The 14,547-nt window shown below is 69.8% G+C and carries 14 protein-coding genes and 1 pseudogene; 8 read left to right on the forward strand and 7 right to left on the reverse strand.

The features are described from left to right. Window positions 1-837: 837 nt before the first annotated feature. The 4 genes from MTQ01_RS18455 to MTQ01_RS18470 form a co-directional block, all read right to left on the reverse strand. Window positions 838-1,419: a transcriptional regulator gene (locus MTQ01_RS18455; protein WP_247491731.1), complete on the reverse strand. Its 582-nt coding sequence runs from the start codon at window positions 1,417-1,419 to the stop codon at window positions 838-840. Further along, window positions 1,419-2,861: a helix-turn-helix transcriptional regulator gene (locus tag MTQ01_RS18460; RefSeq protein WP_247491732.1), complete on the reverse strand. Its 1,443-nt coding sequence runs from the start codon at window positions 2,859-2,861 to the stop codon at window positions 1,419-1,421. Before MTQ01_RS18460 ends, MTQ01_RS18455 begins: the two co-directional genes overlap by 1 nt. 243 nt (window positions 2,862-3,104) lie before the next feature. Then, window positions 3,105-4,016 (reverse strand): alpha/beta fold hydrolase, encoded by a 912-nt coding sequence (locus tag MTQ01_RS18465; protein ID WP_247491734.1) that lies wholly within the window; start codon window positions 4,014-4,016, stop codon window positions 3,105-3,107. A gap of 355 nt (window positions 4,017-4,371) precedes the next feature. Next, window positions 4,372-5,589, reverse strand: a complete 1,218-nt coding sequence (locus tag MTQ01_RS18470; protein ID WP_247491736.1) for an acyl-CoA dehydrogenase family protein — start codon at window positions 5,587-5,589, stop codon at window positions 4,372-4,374. Between the two features lie 170 nt (window positions 5,590-5,759). Here MTQ01_RS18470 and MTQ01_RS18475 point away from each other — a divergent pair. Next, a pseudogene (locus MTQ01_RS18475) lies at window positions 5,760-6,371 on the forward strand (TetR family transcriptional regulator); the annotation flags it as partial. A 118-nt stretch (window positions 6,372-6,489) separates the two neighbouring features. Here the strand turns inward: MTQ01_RS18475 and def are convergent. Then, complete coding sequence (gene def / locus MTQ01_RS18480) at window positions 6,490-7,080, reverse strand: peptide deformylase (RefSeq protein WP_247491738.1); 591 nt, start codon at window positions 7,078-7,080, stop codon at window positions 6,490-6,492. Between the two features lie 131 nt (window positions 7,081-7,211). Between def and MTQ01_RS18485 the strand changes: the two genes are divergently transcribed. The 5 genes from MTQ01_RS18485 (at window position 7,212) to MTQ01_RS18505 (ending at window position 11,616) form a co-directional block, all read left to right on the forward strand. Then, entirely contained in the window at window positions 7,212-8,453 is a 1,242-nt protein-coding gene (locus MTQ01_RS18485) for a MurT ligase domain-containing protein (RefSeq protein WP_247491739.1), read from the forward strand. 22 nt (window positions 8,454-8,475) lie between these two features. After that, complete coding sequence (locus tag MTQ01_RS18490; protein ID WP_247491740.1) at window positions 8,476-9,204, forward strand: type 1 glutamine amidotransferase; 729 nt, start codon at window positions 8,476-8,478, stop codon at window positions 9,202-9,204. A 117-nt stretch (window positions 9,205-9,321) separates the two neighbouring features. Then, a complete protein-coding gene (locus MTQ01_RS18495) occupies window positions 9,322-10,272 on the forward strand; it encodes a cytochrome c oxidase assembly protein (RefSeq protein WP_247491741.1) in 951 nt (316 codons plus the stop codon). A 91-nt stretch (window positions 10,273-10,363) separates the two neighbouring features. Further along, window positions 10,364-10,567, forward strand: a complete 204-nt coding sequence (locus tag MTQ01_RS18500) for a hypothetical protein (RefSeq protein ID WP_247491742.1) — start codon at window positions 10,364-10,366, stop codon at window positions 10,565-10,567. 275 nt (window positions 10,568-10,842) lie between these two features. After that, the gene (locus MTQ01_RS18505) at window positions 10,843-11,616 is read left to right on the forward strand and encodes a lysophospholipid acyltransferase family protein (RefSeq protein WP_247491743.1); all 774 of its coding nucleotides are present in this window, start codon (window positions 10,843-10,845) and stop codon (window positions 11,614-11,616) included. 267 nt (window positions 11,617-11,883) lie between these two features. Here the strand turns inward: MTQ01_RS18505 and MTQ01_RS18510 are convergent, their stop codons facing one another. After that, window positions 11,884-12,207, reverse strand: coding sequence for a type II toxin-antitoxin system Phd/YefM family antitoxin (locus MTQ01_RS18510; protein ID WP_247491744.1), 324 nt, complete (start codon window positions 12,205-12,207; stop codon window positions 11,884-11,886). A gap of 73 nt (window positions 12,208-12,280) precedes the next feature. On the opposite strand from MTQ01_RS18510, the gene MTQ01_RS18515 reads away from it, so the two are divergent. Both MTQ01_RS18515 and MTQ01_RS18520 read left to right on the forward strand, forming a co-directional pair. Beyond that, complete coding sequence (locus tag MTQ01_RS18515) at window positions 12,281-12,916, forward strand: ATP-dependent Clp protease proteolytic subunit (RefSeq protein WP_247491745.1); 636 nt, start codon at window positions 12,281-12,283, stop codon at window positions 12,914-12,916. A gap of 4 nt (window positions 12,917-12,920) precedes the next feature. Further along, window positions 12,921-13,217 (forward strand): hypothetical protein, encoded by a 297-nt coding sequence (locus MTQ01_RS18520; protein WP_247491746.1) that lies wholly within the window; start codon window positions 12,921-12,923, stop codon window positions 13,215-13,217. Window positions 13,218-13,270: 53 nt separating this feature from the next. On the opposite strand, the gene MTQ01_RS18525 is transcribed toward MTQ01_RS18520, so the two are convergent. After that, window positions 13,271-14,416: an 8-amino-7-oxononanoate synthase gene (locus MTQ01_RS18525; protein ID WP_247491747.1), complete on the reverse strand. Its 1,146-nt coding sequence runs from the start codon at window positions 14,414-14,416 to the stop codon at window positions 13,271-13,273. Between the last annotated feature and the right edge of the window lie 131 nt (window positions 14,417-14,547).

Genomic DNA, 14,547 nt, shown 5'->3' on the forward strand with positions numbered 1-14,547 from the left:
CGACGCACGGGCCTACGGCCCGTTGCATGCGAATTACTCCGTAATTCGCATGTGCAGGCACTCCGTGCCTGCACGGAATTCCTCCGGAATTCCAGAACAATTCCTCCGGAATTGTTCACACATCGCTGACGCCGATAATCGCTAACCTTGGTGGCAAGCTACCCGTTGTGGTCTAAAAGCAGCTTCCTAAAGGAAGGTTGGCCTCCGTGCACGTCCAGCAAGACTGACACCGTGAAGGGGAGCAAACCACTACCAAAAACCAAGCCAAAGCCCTCACCAAGGGCACCTGAATCACTCCCCAGAAAGCGAATCAAACTACGCTAAAGAGCGTAGAATTCCTACTCGAAATGCAATTAATAACCCCCATAAAACAAAACTCCTAAACGAAAACTAAACCACCCACAAACCCTTGCCTCGAAAACACCAACCCCTCACTCCCCCACTACCCGTCACCGCACCGCACCGCCACCCACGCCGTCCCCACCCGGGCCCGGTCATCACACTCACGAAGGAACCCACCACGCTCATCGCCACCACGCGGACCACAGTCGCCGACGTCACGGCGGAAGTCCGGCGTCCGCCTTGCAGGCTCGAACCCCCGTCCCCTCCACCGCAGAACTCGCCACCCCCTCCAGGCCGTTGACAACCAAACTGCGCCCCTCACCCCAACAGACATCCAGCTCCACCCCACACCACCACCCACCCCACACCACCGCCCCAACAATCAACGCCCCCAACACCACCACCACTCAACACAGTTCACGATCCCGACCAAAGCTGTCCACCCGCCTGGCCCTACCGCCTGCGCCGCCGCCTACCCCTCCCAGGGGCAGCCTTTCAGGCGTTCCAGCCCACGGAGGCAACATGCGTGTACGAGTCGTAGTCGCTGCCAAGGCCCGTGATTGCTTCGTCCCAGATCGCTCCCAGGTCCTCGATGTCGTCCGCCACCCAGGCGTCAACTGCCGCGTCCCAGATGTGAGGACGGAGGGTGATGCGGCGAACCTGGAGGTCCCGGCGGTACTTTCCGGGCACTTCTCGCTGATCGACGGGGTCGATCTCAACTCGGGTGCCGCCACCGCGCGAGAGGCGTCGCTTCAGCTCGGCGACTACGCGCTGGCGCCGCAACGCCCAGTAGGCAGCGTCGAGTTTGGAACGGTTGGCAGGGGAGGGTGAGCGTTCTTCGGCCAGCCAGGCATAAAGGGTGCGCCGTGTGACGGAAATGCCTGCCTGGTCCATCGCGGTGTAGCCGGCAGAGGAGGCGGTGAGGTAGCGCAGCCGGGCTGCGATGCCTCGTGGAGTGTCGGGCGGGGAGCTGATGCCCGTGACCATGCCGTCCAGACCGAGAGCGAGTGCGGTGCCACCGGGGATGCCGTCGGCGCCGTGCTCGCCGAGGCGGCGCCAGCGGTAGTCCTGAGCCATCAGGCCGTCTCCTTGACCGTGTAGTCCACCGGGTGGCCCTCGCGGTCGTGCTTGATCTTCATGTCTCCCAGCCCGCGTCCTTCGTTGAACGCCTGCCGCCAGTCGCCGGCGACGTGCAGTTCGTCGGTGCCGAGTACGGCGACGACGCCCAGGCCTGCTTCGTGGGCTTTGTGGGCGCGGTTCCAGAGGTTGGCGAACGCCTGGGAGCGGATGAGATGGGTCCAGTCGGGCCGTACGATCTCTCGGTTGTGGACGCTCTCGCCGAGAGTGGAGACGAACTTGGAGTACATCGCCTTGATGTACTCCAACTTGACGTCGTTGTCGGCCTCCAGGGCTTCGGTTCGGGCGTCGGCGAGTGTGGCGCGCAACTGCTTGAGGAGGCCCTCGGAGGAACCGGAGGTCCACGACTCGTGGATGGTGGGCGCTTCGAGCAGTCCGTGCTTCGGGCCGGCCAGGCGCAGCAGGAGCCGCAGCGTCGGCTCTCCGATCCACAGCGGTCCGGGTTCCTCGCGGTTGCCGAGCGGGTGGGGCAGGTCGGGGTGGAACCAGGCGGGCGGGTCGATCAGGTAGAACCCGGCGCGCTTGGGGTCCCTCGTGCCGTCGGCAGAGTGCTCCAGGCGGCCGATGGGCAGGTGGGTGGTGAACGCGGCCAGGTAGGCGGCGTTCACGTCGAGAGCGGTGACGTGGAAGGGCCCGTCGGGGCTGCGGCGCAGCTGGGGATGACGCCAGGACGGGCGGGCTTCCCAGATCAGGTCCGGGTCGTTCTTGGTGGGGCGCTGGAGGATGGCCGGCAGGCGGGGGTAGGCGGTGTGCTCGTACCGGGCCTGCTTCCGGGTGTGGTGGAAGAGGGCCATGACGTCGGGGATGGCCCTCTTGACGAGTGCTTGTGCGGCGGCGTCCTGATCGCCGGCGGCACGGGCCAGCTCGGTCTCGATCGTGTCGTCGATGTGTGCGGCCAGTTCGCTGCGCGCTTGCTCGGCGCTGGTCGTTCGGCGAGCGGCGTGGTGCCTGTGGTGGGCGGTTCGGGCCTGGCGTGCGGCCGGGCTTTCCGCGGTCACGGTCGGCGTGGGTGCCTGCGCGGTCTGCCGGCGGGGCGGGGCGACGGGCGGCGGAGCGGAGGCCGTGTCGGCGGGGCCCTGTGCGGCGGCCTCGGCGGCGGCGTCCCGGTGTGGTGACGCGGGGGGCGGGTGGATCTCGGCGAGGCCGCTCAGCAGCCGTGCGTAGCGGGTGCGTTGGTCGCCCCGCGGCTCGTTTCCGCCTTCGGTCCGTGGTTTCTCCCAGCTGGACACCGCGGCCCTGGTGACGCCCACCGCCGCGCCGATCTGCTCGAGGCTGAAGCCGGCGGCCTTGCGCAGTCGTACGCGCTCCTCGTGCGGGGGGATGGAGGCTTCGAGGCGGGCCTGTGCGAGGAGTTGGGCCACGGAATCATTCGCGTCACTCACCCCTCCAACTATACGTTCGCGGTGAGTGGGTTCGATGAACCCACTCACCGTTGGAACGTGGCCTCGACAAGGGGTGCTGTGCTGGTCAGCGGCGAGGTGAGGGCTGCCGTCATCGCCTCGGTCGGAGTGTGCGTCAGCGGTGCGGCGATCGGGCGCGGTGGCGCTCACGGCTTGGGCAGTGAGCACTTCGGGGTGCGGTCACCGTGTCGTTCGCTCTTTGTCGGTGCGGCGGTTCGGAAAGGGTCAGGCCGGGACGGGCCTGTTGTCGAAGCTTTCCACGGGGTGGCAGAAGTCGAGGTCGTGCCATTGGCCTTCGGAGCAGAACCGGGCCACCAGTTCGGCGAATTCCGCGACTCGTTCCACGGGGGCGAGGTGGTCGGCCTCGCGGATCGTCGTGAAGTGCGCGAGAGGAAGGCCGGCGGCGAGCGCACGGGATTCTTCGGGCGGGGTGAGGATGTCGTGTTCGCCGGTGACGACGAGGGTCGGTACGGGTGGCATCGGTTCGGTTCGGTACCAGTCGTGGGCGACGAGTCGCTCGTTGTGCTCCACCCATTTGGTCAGGCCGTCTTCGTCCATGTCGAGGAATTCGCGGCGCAGGAATCGTGCCACGGCCGAGAGGCGTCGTACGTGTTCGGCGCCGGAGGCTGCGGTGAAGCGGGTGACCAATTCATCGGCGATATCGGTCAGTTGACCGGTCTTCACCTGTTCGCGCCACCGGTCGACGACTTCGGCGTAGTCGCGGGGAAGTTGGCGTGCCATTCCGACCAGTAGCAGTCGGCCGATGAGCGAGGGGTGCTGCTGGGCGAGGCGCATGGCAATGGCTCCCCCGAAACATGCTCCGACGAGATTGACGCGTGGCATTTCGAGTGAGGCAAGCATGTGGTGGACCGCGGCGGCCAGGAAGTCCATGCCGTGTTCGACGGGGAGGAAATCGGAGTCGCCGTATCCCGGGAGGTCGACGGTGACGACGCAGGCGATCTCTGCCAGCCGGCGTTCGTGCCGCACCCAGGAGTTGCGGTCCTGCGAGGAGCCTCCGAGGATCACCAGCGGTTCGGTTGTGGGGTGTTCGGGCTGCGCCACGCGGCAGGTGAAGCGGTATCCCCGGTAGCGCAGTTCCCGCTCGGTGACGCGGGGTTCGCTCCGCGCGTGGGGCACCCGGGGTGTGACCGGGTCTGTGTCGGGACTCGAGAAAGACGGGCGTTCCGGCACTGCGCTACTCCTGACGGACGTGAATCGGCGAACTACGAGGTGTAGCACCGCAGATGGCGTCGCGGAGCGTTTCCCACTCCATTGAGGGCGAGCCTCTGGAGGCCGTCCGACAATGCTTGCGAACGATCTCGGGTCGGCTCTGCGGGAAACGAACACAGCGCTGATCCGGATTCAAGTGAATCGAACAGTTCGGAGTGGTCGAGGTTTGTTCGAGAACGGGTGACGGCGCGTGCGAGAGGCCGCGCTCCCGTGTTTGTCGTCGGGTGCGCGGCCTCTCGCTACGGCTTGGGGTGTGCTGCGGTCAGCGGATGGATACGCCGGAGACGGTGCGGGAGATGACCAGGCGCTGGATCTCGCTGGTGCCCTCGAAGATGGTGTAGATCGCCGCGTCGCGGTGCATGCGCTCGACGGGGTATTCGCGGGTGTAGCCGTTGCCGCCGAGAATCTGCATGGCCTGGGCGGTGACGGTCTTGGCGGTCTCGCCGGCGAACAGCTTGGACTGGGAGCCCTCGGCCGCGGTGAACGGCTTCTGCGCGGCGGCCATCCAGGAGGCGCGCCAGACGAGGAGTCGGGCCGCGTCGACCTTGGTGCGCATGTCGGCGAGTTGGAAGGCGACGCCCTGGTTGTCGATGATCGGGCGGCCGAACTGCTCGCGGGTCTTGGCGTAGTCGAGGGCGACTTCGTAGGCGGCGCGGGCGATGCCGACTGCCTGGGCGCCGACTGCGGGGCGGGACGCCTCGAAGGTCGCCATGGCGGCGTTGCCGCCCTTGCGCTTCTTGCCTTCGCGGACGCGGGCGAGTCGCTCGTCGAGCTTGTCCTTGCCGCCGAGCAGGCAGCTGCCGGGGACGCGTACGTCCTCGAGCACGACCTCGGCGGTGTGCGAGGCGCGGATGCCGTGCTTGAGGAACTTCTGTCCCTGGCTCAGGCCCGGGGTGTTGGGCGGAATGATGAAGGAGGCGTGGCCGCGGGAGCCGAGCTCGGCGTCGACGGTCGCGACGACGACGTGGACGTTGGCGATGCCGCCGTTGGTCGCCCAGGTCTTGGTGCCGTTGAGGACCCACTCGTCCTTGGCCTCGTCGTACACGGCGCGGGTCCGTATCGCGGAGACGTCGGAGCCGGCGTCGGGCTCGGAGGAGCAGAACGCGGCGAGTTTGACGTCGTTCTCGTCGCCGTACATCTGCGGGATCCAGGTGCCGACCTGCTCCTCGGTGCCGTTGGCCAGTACGCCGACGGCGGCGAGACCGGTGCCGACGATGGACAACGCGATGCCGGCGTCACCCCAGAAGAGCTCTTCCATGACCATGGGGATGGAGAGGCCGGTGGGGTCGAAGTACTGCTGGGCGTAGAAGTCGAGGGAGTAGATTCCGAGCTTCGCGGCTTCCTGGATGATGGGCCAGGGGGTCTCCTCGCGCTCGTCCCACTCTGCCGCGGCAGGGCGCATGACGTCGGCGGCGAAGCCGTGCAGCCACTCCTGGACTGACTTCTGGTCCTCGTTGAGATCGAATGCGAACTCCGCCATCTTGCGCCTCCACGTATTTGTTACTAGCGGTAACCGCAGTTTGTTACCCATCAGTATCGGCTGTCAACTCCTCCGTCCGTCTTCCTCCGAAACCCCGAGTCGAGGCCCCGGCCGACCCACGGGTGTTACGTTTCCGAACCGTGGAACTGCACAGGCCGAAGGGACACGGAATGGAAACCCGCCAGCGAGCGGCTCAGCGGGACGCGGCACAGAACAGACGGCAGGAGCTGCTGGAGGCCGCCGACCGGGTCGTGCTGCGGGACGGCCCGAGTGCGTCGATGAACGCCATCGCGGCCGAGGCCGGGATCACCAAGCCCATTCTCTACCGGCACTTCGGCGACAAGAGCGGCCTCTACCGGGCTCTCGCCGAACGGCACACCGACGCCCTGCTGGTGGCGCTGCGCGCGGCGCTGGACGCCCCCTCGGACCGGCGTGAACGCCTGGCCTCGACGATCGACACCTATCTGGCCAGGATCGAGGCGCGTCCGCAGGTCTACCGTTTTCTGATGCACCCGGCCGAGAGCGAGCAGGGTTTCGACTCGGGACGGCACACCGCTCCGTTGCTGCGCAGGCTGGGCGAGGAGCTGGGGAAGTTCGTCGAGGACCGGCTGGAGCTCGGGCCGGGCAGCGAGCAGCGCGCACGGGTCTGGGGGCACGGCATCGTGGGGATGATGCACGCGGCCGGGGACTGGTGGCTGGGCGAACGGCCCTGCCCGCGCGAGCAGTTGGTGGCACACCTGGTCGACCTGCTGTGGGGCACGCTCGCGACCGCCGAGGACCGGCCCCGTACGGCGCGGACGGAGCCGGCGGGGGTCGGCCCTGTGGAGGGCGGCGCGAAGGGCAGCGCGAGCGATCGGAGCAGCGGGGAGCGGTCGCGGGCCTGACGGGGTCGGGCCTTGCTCAAGTGGCTGCGGGTGGCGGCGAGTCGGGGCTGGGGTCGCGCAGCGGCATGCGCTCGACGGCGCCGGCCCAGTCCGCTCGCGCTGCCGCGCGCAGCAGTCGGCGACGGCGCAGCGCGCCGAGACGGTCGGCGTAGACGAGGCCTTCCAGATGGTCGTACTCGTGCTGGAGGCAGCGTGCGAAGAAGCCCTCGCCCTCGACGGTGACGGGGCTGCCGTCGCTGCGCACGCCCTCGATACGGGCGTAGGCGGCGCGTGCGGTGCGTGCCTCGAGTCCGGGCAGCGACAGGCACCCTTCGGGGCCGGTGATGTCGCCGTACTCCAGGGCTGCCAGATGGGGGTTGACGAGGTGTCCGCGCTGCTGGACGTCCTCGTCGTCGGGGCAGTCGTAGACGAACACCCGGGCGGGGACTCCGACTTGGTTGGCGGCGAGGCCGACGCCGTCGGCCGCGTACATGGTGGCGAACATGTCCGCGATCAGCTGCTCCAGCCCGGGCCCGAACTCCGTCACCTCCTGGCACGGCGTGTGCAGCACGGGGGCACGGAACAGACTGACCGGCCGTACCGCCCCGGCGGGTTCACCTTCTCGCATGACGCTCAGACTACGGCCCGCCACCGACGGTCGCGGGCGGGGTGCGGGGCGCTGCTGTGGTGCGGTTCGGGAGTGGGCGGCATATCTCGATAGGCTGCGGCATGAGCGAAGCGCAAGGAGGACCAAGGACGATGACAGGTAATTCGGACCCGCTGTCGCCGCGCGCCAAACTGGCCGTGACGGCGGGCAGGGCTGCGGCGGCGGTGTCCCGAGCCGCGGGCCGCGGCAGTGGATCGGTGATCGGCGGCCGGGTGGCGCTGAAACTCGATCCCGACCTGTTGGCCCGGTTGGCGTCGCACCTGGACGTCGTCCTGGTTTCCGCGACCAACGGCAAGACGACCACCACGCGGCTCATCGCCGAGGCGCTGCGGGCCACCGGCGAAGAGGTCGTCTCCAACGCGCTGGGCGCCAACATGCCCGCCGGTATCACCTCCGCGCTCGCCGGGGGTTCGCGGGCGCGGTACGGCGTGATCGAGGTTGACGAGAAGTACCTGGCCGGGGTCGCGCGTGATGTGACGCCGAAGGCGATCGCGCTGCTGAACCTTTCGCGGGACCAGTTGGACCGGGCCGGTGAGACGAGGATGCTGGCCGAGCACTGGCGGGAGAGTCTGGCCGGTTCCAAGGCGCTGATCATCGCGAACGCGGACGATCCGCTGGTGGTGTGGGCCGCTTCGTCCTCGCAAAACGTCGTATGGGTCGCGGCGGGCCAGGAGTGGAAGGACGACGCCTGGTCCTGCCCGGCGTGCGGCGGTGTGATGCAGCGCCCGGGCGACGACTGGATGTGCGGCGAGTGCGGGTTCCGGCGTCCGACGCCGACGTGGGCGCTCTCGGGCGACCACGTCCTGGACCCGCACGGCGCCGCGTGGCCGATCCGGCTGCAGCTGCCCGGCCGTGCCAACCGTGCGAACGCCACGACCTCGGCGGCGGTCGCCGCTGCGTTCGGGGTGCCGCCGCAGGTGGCGCTGGAGCGGATGTACGAGGTGGCGGCGGTTGCCGGCCGGTACGACACGGTGACCTACCAGGAGCGTCAGATCCGGCTGCTGCTGGCGAAGAACCCGGCCGGTTGGCTGGAGACGTTCTCGCTGATCGACCCGCCGCCGGCTCCGGTCATCCTGGCGGTCAACGCCCGTGGCGCGGACGGCACCGACACGTCCTGGCTGTGGGACGTGGACTACTCGCGTCTGGCCGGGCATCCGATCTGTGTGCTCGGTGACCGCAGACTGGACCTCGCGGTGCGTCTGGAGGTCGCGGGCGTGGACTTCCAGGTCTTCGAGCGTCTGGACGACGCGCTTCGGGCGCTGCCGCCGGGCCGGATCGAGGCCATCGCGAACTACACCGCATTCCAGGACCTGCGCCGCGTCGTCGGCAACTGACCGGCTGAAGGGTGACCAATTCATGAGTGACACGAGTCTGCGGGTCGTCTGGGTCTACCCGGACCTGCTGAGCACCTACGGCGACCAGGGGAACGTGCTGGTGGTCGAGCGGCGCGCGCAGCAGCGCGGCCTCAACGTGCAGCGGGTGGACGTGCGTTCCGACCAGCCGGTGCCGACGTCCGGCGACATCTATCTGATCGGTGGCGGCGAGGACCGGCCGCAGCGGCTGGCGGCCGAGCGGCTCCGGCGTGACGGCGGGCTGACCCGGGCCGCCGACAACGGGGCGATCATCTTCTCGGTCTGCGCCGGCTATCAGATCCTCGGCCAGGAGTTCATCAACGATCTGGGGCAGCGCGAGCCGGGCCTGGGTCTGCTGGACGTGGTCAGCACGCGCGGCGAGGCGGAGCGGTGCGTGGGGGACGTCCTCGCGGACATCGACGAGAAGCTGCGTCTGCCCCAGCTGACCGGCTTCGAGAACCACCAGGGCATCACGCACCTGGGCCCGACCGCGCGTCCACTGGCGCGGGTGCGGCTGGGCAAGGGCAACGGGACCGGTGACGGCACCGAGGGCGCCTGGAACGACACCGTGTTCGGCACGTACATGCACGGCCCGGTGCTGGCGCGCAACCCGCTGATCGCGGATCTGCTGGTGAAGCTGGCGCTGGATGTGAACGCGCTGCCGCCGGTGGACGACCGGTGGTACGAGGAGCTGCGGGCGGAGCGCATCGCCGCCGCCACGGCGGCTCCCTGACCGGCGGGTTCCGGCGACCTGCTCGCAGTGCAGGAGGAACCGCCCCCGGCCGTACCCGCGGCCGGGGGCGGTTCTACTCTTTGAGCGGGCAATCGGTACGAAGCAGGAGAGTGACGGATGGACCACGGCGACCACGGCATGCCCGCGGACCTGCCGCCGTTCACCTTGGCGCGGGGTCTGGAGTTCACGGGCGAGCCGGCGTTCCTGGTGGGCTGTCTGGCGATGCTGGCGCTCTACGGCTGGGGTGTGCTGCGTCTGCACCGGCGGGGCGACCGCTGGCCGGTGCGGCGCACGGTCGCGTTCGTCGCGGGCGTGCTGACGATCGCGCTGGTGACGTGCACGGCGTTGAACGAGTACGGCATGGTGCTGTTCAGCGTGCACATGGTGCAGCACATGGTGATCAGCATGCTCTCGCCGATCCTGTTGCTGCTGGGCGCTCCGGTGACGTTGACGCTGCGGGCGCTGCCGTCGGCCGGTCGGGGGCGGCGTGGCCCGCGGGAGCTGCTGGTGGCGCTGCTGCACAGCCGGTACCTGCGGGTGATCACGCATCCGGCGTTCACCATCCCGTTGTTCATCGCGAGCCTGTACGCGCTGTACTTCACTCCCCTCTTCGACTTCCTGATGGAGTCCAAGGCCGGGCACGTGGGGATGATGGCGCACTTCCTCGCGGTGGGGCTGATCTTCTTCTGGCCGATCATGGGCGTCGATCCCGGTCCGCACCGGCCCGGTTACGTGATGCGGATGCTGGAGCTGTTCGCCTCGATGCCCTTCCACGCGTTCTTCGGGATCGCCATCATGATGGCGTCCGAGCCGATGGTGGGGACGTACTCCGATCCCCCGGCCTCGCTCGGGGTGGACGCGCTCGCGGACCAGAACGCGGCCGGCGGGATCGCCTGGGCGTTCAGCGAGATTCCGTCGGTGATCGTGCTGATCGCGCTGATCTACCAGTGGTACCGGTCCGAGCAGCGTCAGGCCCGGCGTCAGGATCGGGCGGCGGACCGCAACGGCGACCGGGAGCTCGCGGAGTACAACGCCTACCTCGCCTCGTTGAACTCGCGCGCAAGGTAGCGGAAAAGTCCGTATTCGCGCGACTATGGGAGGAGTCAGTCGCGCGTGCTGCGGTGACTGCCGCAGCGGCGGCCCCTGGGAGGTGGCAGCCATGCAGGAATCCGTGAGGAACTCTCCGGAGCCGTCGACGAGGCAGACGTCGGGCGCCGTGAAGGGCATGACGGTCGCGACGGTGACGGCGCTGGTGGTGTTGACGGCGTACAGCGTGGCGATCGGCGGGAGCGGCCTGGCGTGGTTCGCCTGGATCGTCCTCGGCCTGCTGACGCTGGCGCTGGTGACGGCGGAGAGCGGTTGAGCGAGGCGCGCGGGCAGGGCTCCGGCGACGGGGCGGCGCCCCGGGGGCCGGCGACGGCTCGATGGCGCCGGAGGTGGTGTGCGCGTGTTGTGTGGAAGGTGTGTGCGTCGCTCGTTCCCGATGTGACGTAGCCGTACCCAGCGAGCGTGTTCATGTCGTATCGCTGTACGCTCTCGGCTTCGGGTGAGCGGTCCGTTCCGAGGACCAGCGGTCGGTCAGCCCCGCTTCGTCAGACTCGGCGGGAACGCAGCGCACCCGCCTGCCAGGGAGTGTCCGTGTTTTATTACGTGTGCAAGTACGTGCTGTTGGGGCCGTTGCTGCGGTTGCTGTTCCGTCCGCGGATCGAGGGCCTCGAGCACATTCCGGCCGACGGCGCGGCGATCGTCGCCGGCAACCACCTCTCCTTCTCGGACCACTTTCTGATGCCGGCGATGCTCCGTCGGCGGATCACCTTTCTCGCCAAGGCCGAGTACTTCACGGGTCCGGGGATCAAGGGACGTCTGACTGCGGCGTTCTTCCGCAGTGTGGGCCAGATTCCCGTGGACAGGTCGGGCAGGGGCGCGGGCCAGGCGGCGATCGAAGAGGGCATCGGCGTACTGAGCAAGGGCGAGCTCCTGGGCATCTACCCGGAGGGCACCCGCTCCCACGACGGCCGGCTGTACAAGGGCCGGGTGGGTGTGGCGGCGATGGCGCTGCGATCGGGCGTCAAGGTGGTGCCGTGCGCGATGGTGGGCACCTTCGAACTCCAGCCGCCCGGCCGCCGCTTGCCGCGCATCGGCCGGGTGACGATCCGCTTCGGCGAGGCGCTGGACTTCTCCCGGTTCGAGGGCATGGAGTCCGAGCGAGCGGTGTTGCGCGCGGTGACCGACGAGATCATGTACGCGATCCTCGGACTCTCCGACCAGGAGTACGTGGACCTGTACGCCCCGGAGGCGAAGGCGCTGGACCAGCAGAAGGACCAGCAGCACAAGGACGCGAAGGGGAAGCAGAGCCCCGAGGGGAAGCAGGGGGAGCCGGAGGTCGGGCGGCCCGCGGAGGGCGCGGGCTGAGGCTGCGGCGACGAGCACACCGGCGGTGGGGCCGGGCGGACCGACAGGTCTGCCCGGCCCCACCGCGTTGTCCGGCCCCGTGCGCCGGGTTGCCCGCACGGCGCCGCCGCGTGGCGGCGGGCGGACCGGGCCGGCGGTGGGCGGCCGGGTCCGCAGCCAAGGCCTGCCGCTCGGGTCTCGCGGGGGCGAGGGGGCGGTGACTGACGAGGCCGCAGGGGACGCACGCGCCGGGCGCCGCGCGCCCGGTGACGACCCGAACGACCGAAGCTAGCCGTTGCCGTGGGAGCCGCGGTGGTGGGCGGCGATGCCGAAACGGCTCGGGCTGCCGGGGGTGGAGTCCAGGGGGTGGACGGTGGAGAGGGTGCTGAGGACTTCCTGCTCGGCGGTCTCCTCCGACGCACCGCTCTCGGGGGCGTCGGTGGCGGCGCGCCCCTGAGCCTCGTCGAGCCGCTCCAGGTCGGCGGCGGACACGAGGGCGACCAACGGCTTGCCGTGACGGGTGACGACCACGCGCTCGTCGCCGTAGACGACTCGGTTGATCAGGTCGGCGAACTCGGCTCTGGCGCGGGTCACCGGAATCTCGTACGTCATGGACCCAGCATAACCGCGGGTACGTCCTGTACATTTTGTACAGAACAGCTTCCGGTCGTCCGAGGAGGACGCGATGCACCCTGCCCAGGCACGCCACGTACTGCCCGAGTTCACCGAGCGCACCGGGGACGGCACCCGCACGCTCGACCCGTACTCCAAACTGCTCGGGGAGCGCATCATCATGCTCGGCACTCCCGTCGACGACGCCTGCGCCAGCGATGTGGTCGCGCAGCTGATGTACCTGGAGCACGCCGCCCCCGACCGCCCGATCTCGCTCTACCTCAACTCCCCCGGCGGCTCCTTCTCCGCGATGACCGCCGTCTACGACACCCTGCGGTACGTGACCTGCGAGGTGGAGACGGTCTGTCTGGGGCAGGCGGCGTCGGTCGCCGCCGTCCTCCTGGCGGCCGGTACGCCGGGGCGGCGACTGGCGCTGCCAGGCGCCCGTGTGGTGCTGAGCCAGCCGGCGCTCGCCGAACCCGTCCAGGGCCAGCCGAGCGATCTGGCAATCCAGGCACAGGAGTTGCTCCGCGCCCGGGAGACACTTCAGACGCTGCTGTCCCGGCACACCGGCAGGTCGCGGGAGCAGATCGGTCGTGACGTGGAACGGGACACCGTCCTGGACGCGGCCGGCGCGCTGGAGTTCGGGCTCGTCGACCGGATCAGCGTGCCGCGCGCGCAGCAGTCCGGTACCGGGCTCGGGAGCTGAGGGCGTGCTGCCCGACCTGCCGCCGCTGCCGGCGCTCACCGCCGCCGAGGGCGAGCTGGTGGACCGTTATCTGGAGGCCGCGGACCAACTGGGCCGCGCCAACCCGGCACGCGCACGTCACACCCTCTCCGCACTGCGCGCCGCCCAGGCCCTGGTGACGGCCGCCACGGCGCTGCGCACGGCACTGGAGACGATGCACGCGCGCGGTGAACACGACCTGTACGAGGCGGAGTTGGCGCGGGCGCTGCGGGTGTTGGACGGTGAGCGGCGCACCCGACGGGTGCTGCTGCCGCCCGAGTGAGGCCCTGCGCGAACGCAGGTCAGCGGTGTGACGTGCCGCCCCGCCGAGCGGGGTCAGACGGGGCTCGGCGCGGTGGCGGTGATGACGCGTACGGCCTCGGCGAGTTCGGCGTCCTCGAGGTCGGCTCGGAGCGTCAGCCGCAGCCGTGAGACGCCGTCCGGGACCGACGGCGGTCGGAAGCAGCCCGCGCGCAGCCCTCTGTCGCGGCAGTCGGCGGCCCAGCGGACCGCGGCCTCGGGCGAGGGTGCGCGCACCGACAGGACCGCGCCGGCCGGCGGTGCGGCGTCCAGGCCCGCGGCGGTGAGGCGGTCGTGGAGCAGGCGGGTGGCCGCGGTGACGCGGTCGGCCCGTTCGGGTTCGCGGCGCAGTACGCGCAGCGCGGCCAGGGCCGCCCCGGTGGCGGCCGGGGCGAGGCCGGTGTCGAAGATCAGGGTGCGGGCCTCGTTGACCAGGTGGTCGATGACATGGCGCGGGCCGAGCACCGCGCCGCCCTGGCTGCCGAGCGCCTTGGACAGAGTCAGGGTGAGGACGGTGTCGTCGCTGCCGGCCAGACCTGCCGCGTGCGCGGCGCCCCGGCCGCCGTCGCCGACGACGCCGAGACTGTGCGCCTCGTCGATCAGCAGGCCGGCCCCGTGGCGGCGTACCAGCGCGCTCAGTTCGGGCAGCGGCGCCGCGTCCCCGTCGACCGAGAAGATCGATTCGGTGAGCAGCAGCGCGGGGCCCCGGTGGCCTTGCAGCGCACGGCCGGCGGCGTCGGTGTCGGTGTGCGGGACGACCGCGGTGCGGGCGCGGGCGAGCCGGCAGCCGTCGATGAGCGAGGCGTGGTTGGCCGCGTCGGAGACCAGCAGTGCGTCGCGGCTGCCGAGCGCGGTGGTGGCGGCGAGGTTGGCGCAGTACCCGGAGGACAGTACGAGTGCGGCTTCGAACCCGCAGAAGTCGGCGAGTTCGGCCTCCAGTTCGGCGTGGAGCGCGGTGGAGCCGGTGACCAGGCGCGAGCCGGTGGCGCCAGCTCCCCAGCGGTGCGCTGCGTCGGCGGCAGCACGGGTGACCTCGGGGTGCCGGGAGAGGCCGAGGTAGTCGTTGCCTGCCAGGTCCAGCGCGCGTTCCTGTCCGCTGCGCGGTCGCAGCGTACGGACGAGTCCCGCCTTCTCGCGCAGCCGCCGGGCGTCGGTGAGCCATTGGAAGGGGTCTGCGGGCATCGGTCCGTCCCTGGTGATCTGTCGGGTCCCCACGAACCTAGTGGGCCCGAACGGCGTCGGCGGTGTGGCGATACACACACCCCCGCGCTGCCTTCTTGTCGACTCTCTCCTTGGCCTGCCACCGGGACGTG

The organism is Streptomyces sp. XM4193, from assembly GCF_023072595.1.
Taxonomy (GTDB): domain Bacteria; phylum Actinomycetota; class Actinomycetes; order Streptomycetales; family Streptomycetaceae; genus Streptomyces.

Bases quoted from the DNA above. Each gene is read 5' to 3' on its own strand.
- MTQ01_RS18455 (WP_247491731.1), bottom strand. From the start codon at position 1,419: ATGGCTCAGGACTACCGCTGGCGCCGCCTCGGCGAGCACGGCGCCGAC.
- MTQ01_RS18470 (WP_247491736.1), bottom strand. From the start codon at position 5,589: ATGGCGGAGTTCGCATTCGATCTCAACGAGGACCAGAAGTCAGTCCAG.
- def (WP_247491738.1), bottom strand. From the start codon at position 7,080: ATGCGAGAAGGTGAACCCGCCGGGGCGGTACGGCCGGTCAGTCTGTTC.
- MTQ01_RS18485 (WP_247491739.1), top strand. From the start codon at position 7,212: ATGACAGGTAATTCGGACCCGCTGTCGCCGCGCGCCAAACTGGCCGTG.
- MTQ01_RS18490 (WP_247491740.1), top strand. From the start codon at position 8,476: ATGAGTGACACGAGTCTGCGGGTCGTCTGGGTCTACCCGGACCTGCTG.
- MTQ01_RS18495 (WP_247491741.1), top strand. From the start codon at position 9,322: ATGGACCACGGCGACCACGGCATGCCCGCGGACCTGCCGCCGTTCACC.
- MTQ01_RS18500 (WP_247491742.1), top strand. From the start codon at position 10,364: ATGCAGGAATCCGTGAGGAACTCTCCGGAGCCGTCGACGAGGCAGACG.
- MTQ01_RS18510 (WP_247491744.1), bottom strand. From the start codon at position 12,207: ATGACGTACGAGATTCCGGTGACCCGCGCCAGAGCCGAGTTCGCCGAC.
- MTQ01_RS18515 (WP_247491745.1), top strand. From the start codon at position 12,281: ATGCACCCTGCCCAGGCACGCCACGTACTGCCCGAGTTCACCGAGCGC.
- MTQ01_RS18525 (WP_247491747.1), bottom strand. From the start codon at position 14,416: ATGCCCGCAGACCCCTTCCAATGGCTCACCGACGCCCGGCGGCTGCGC.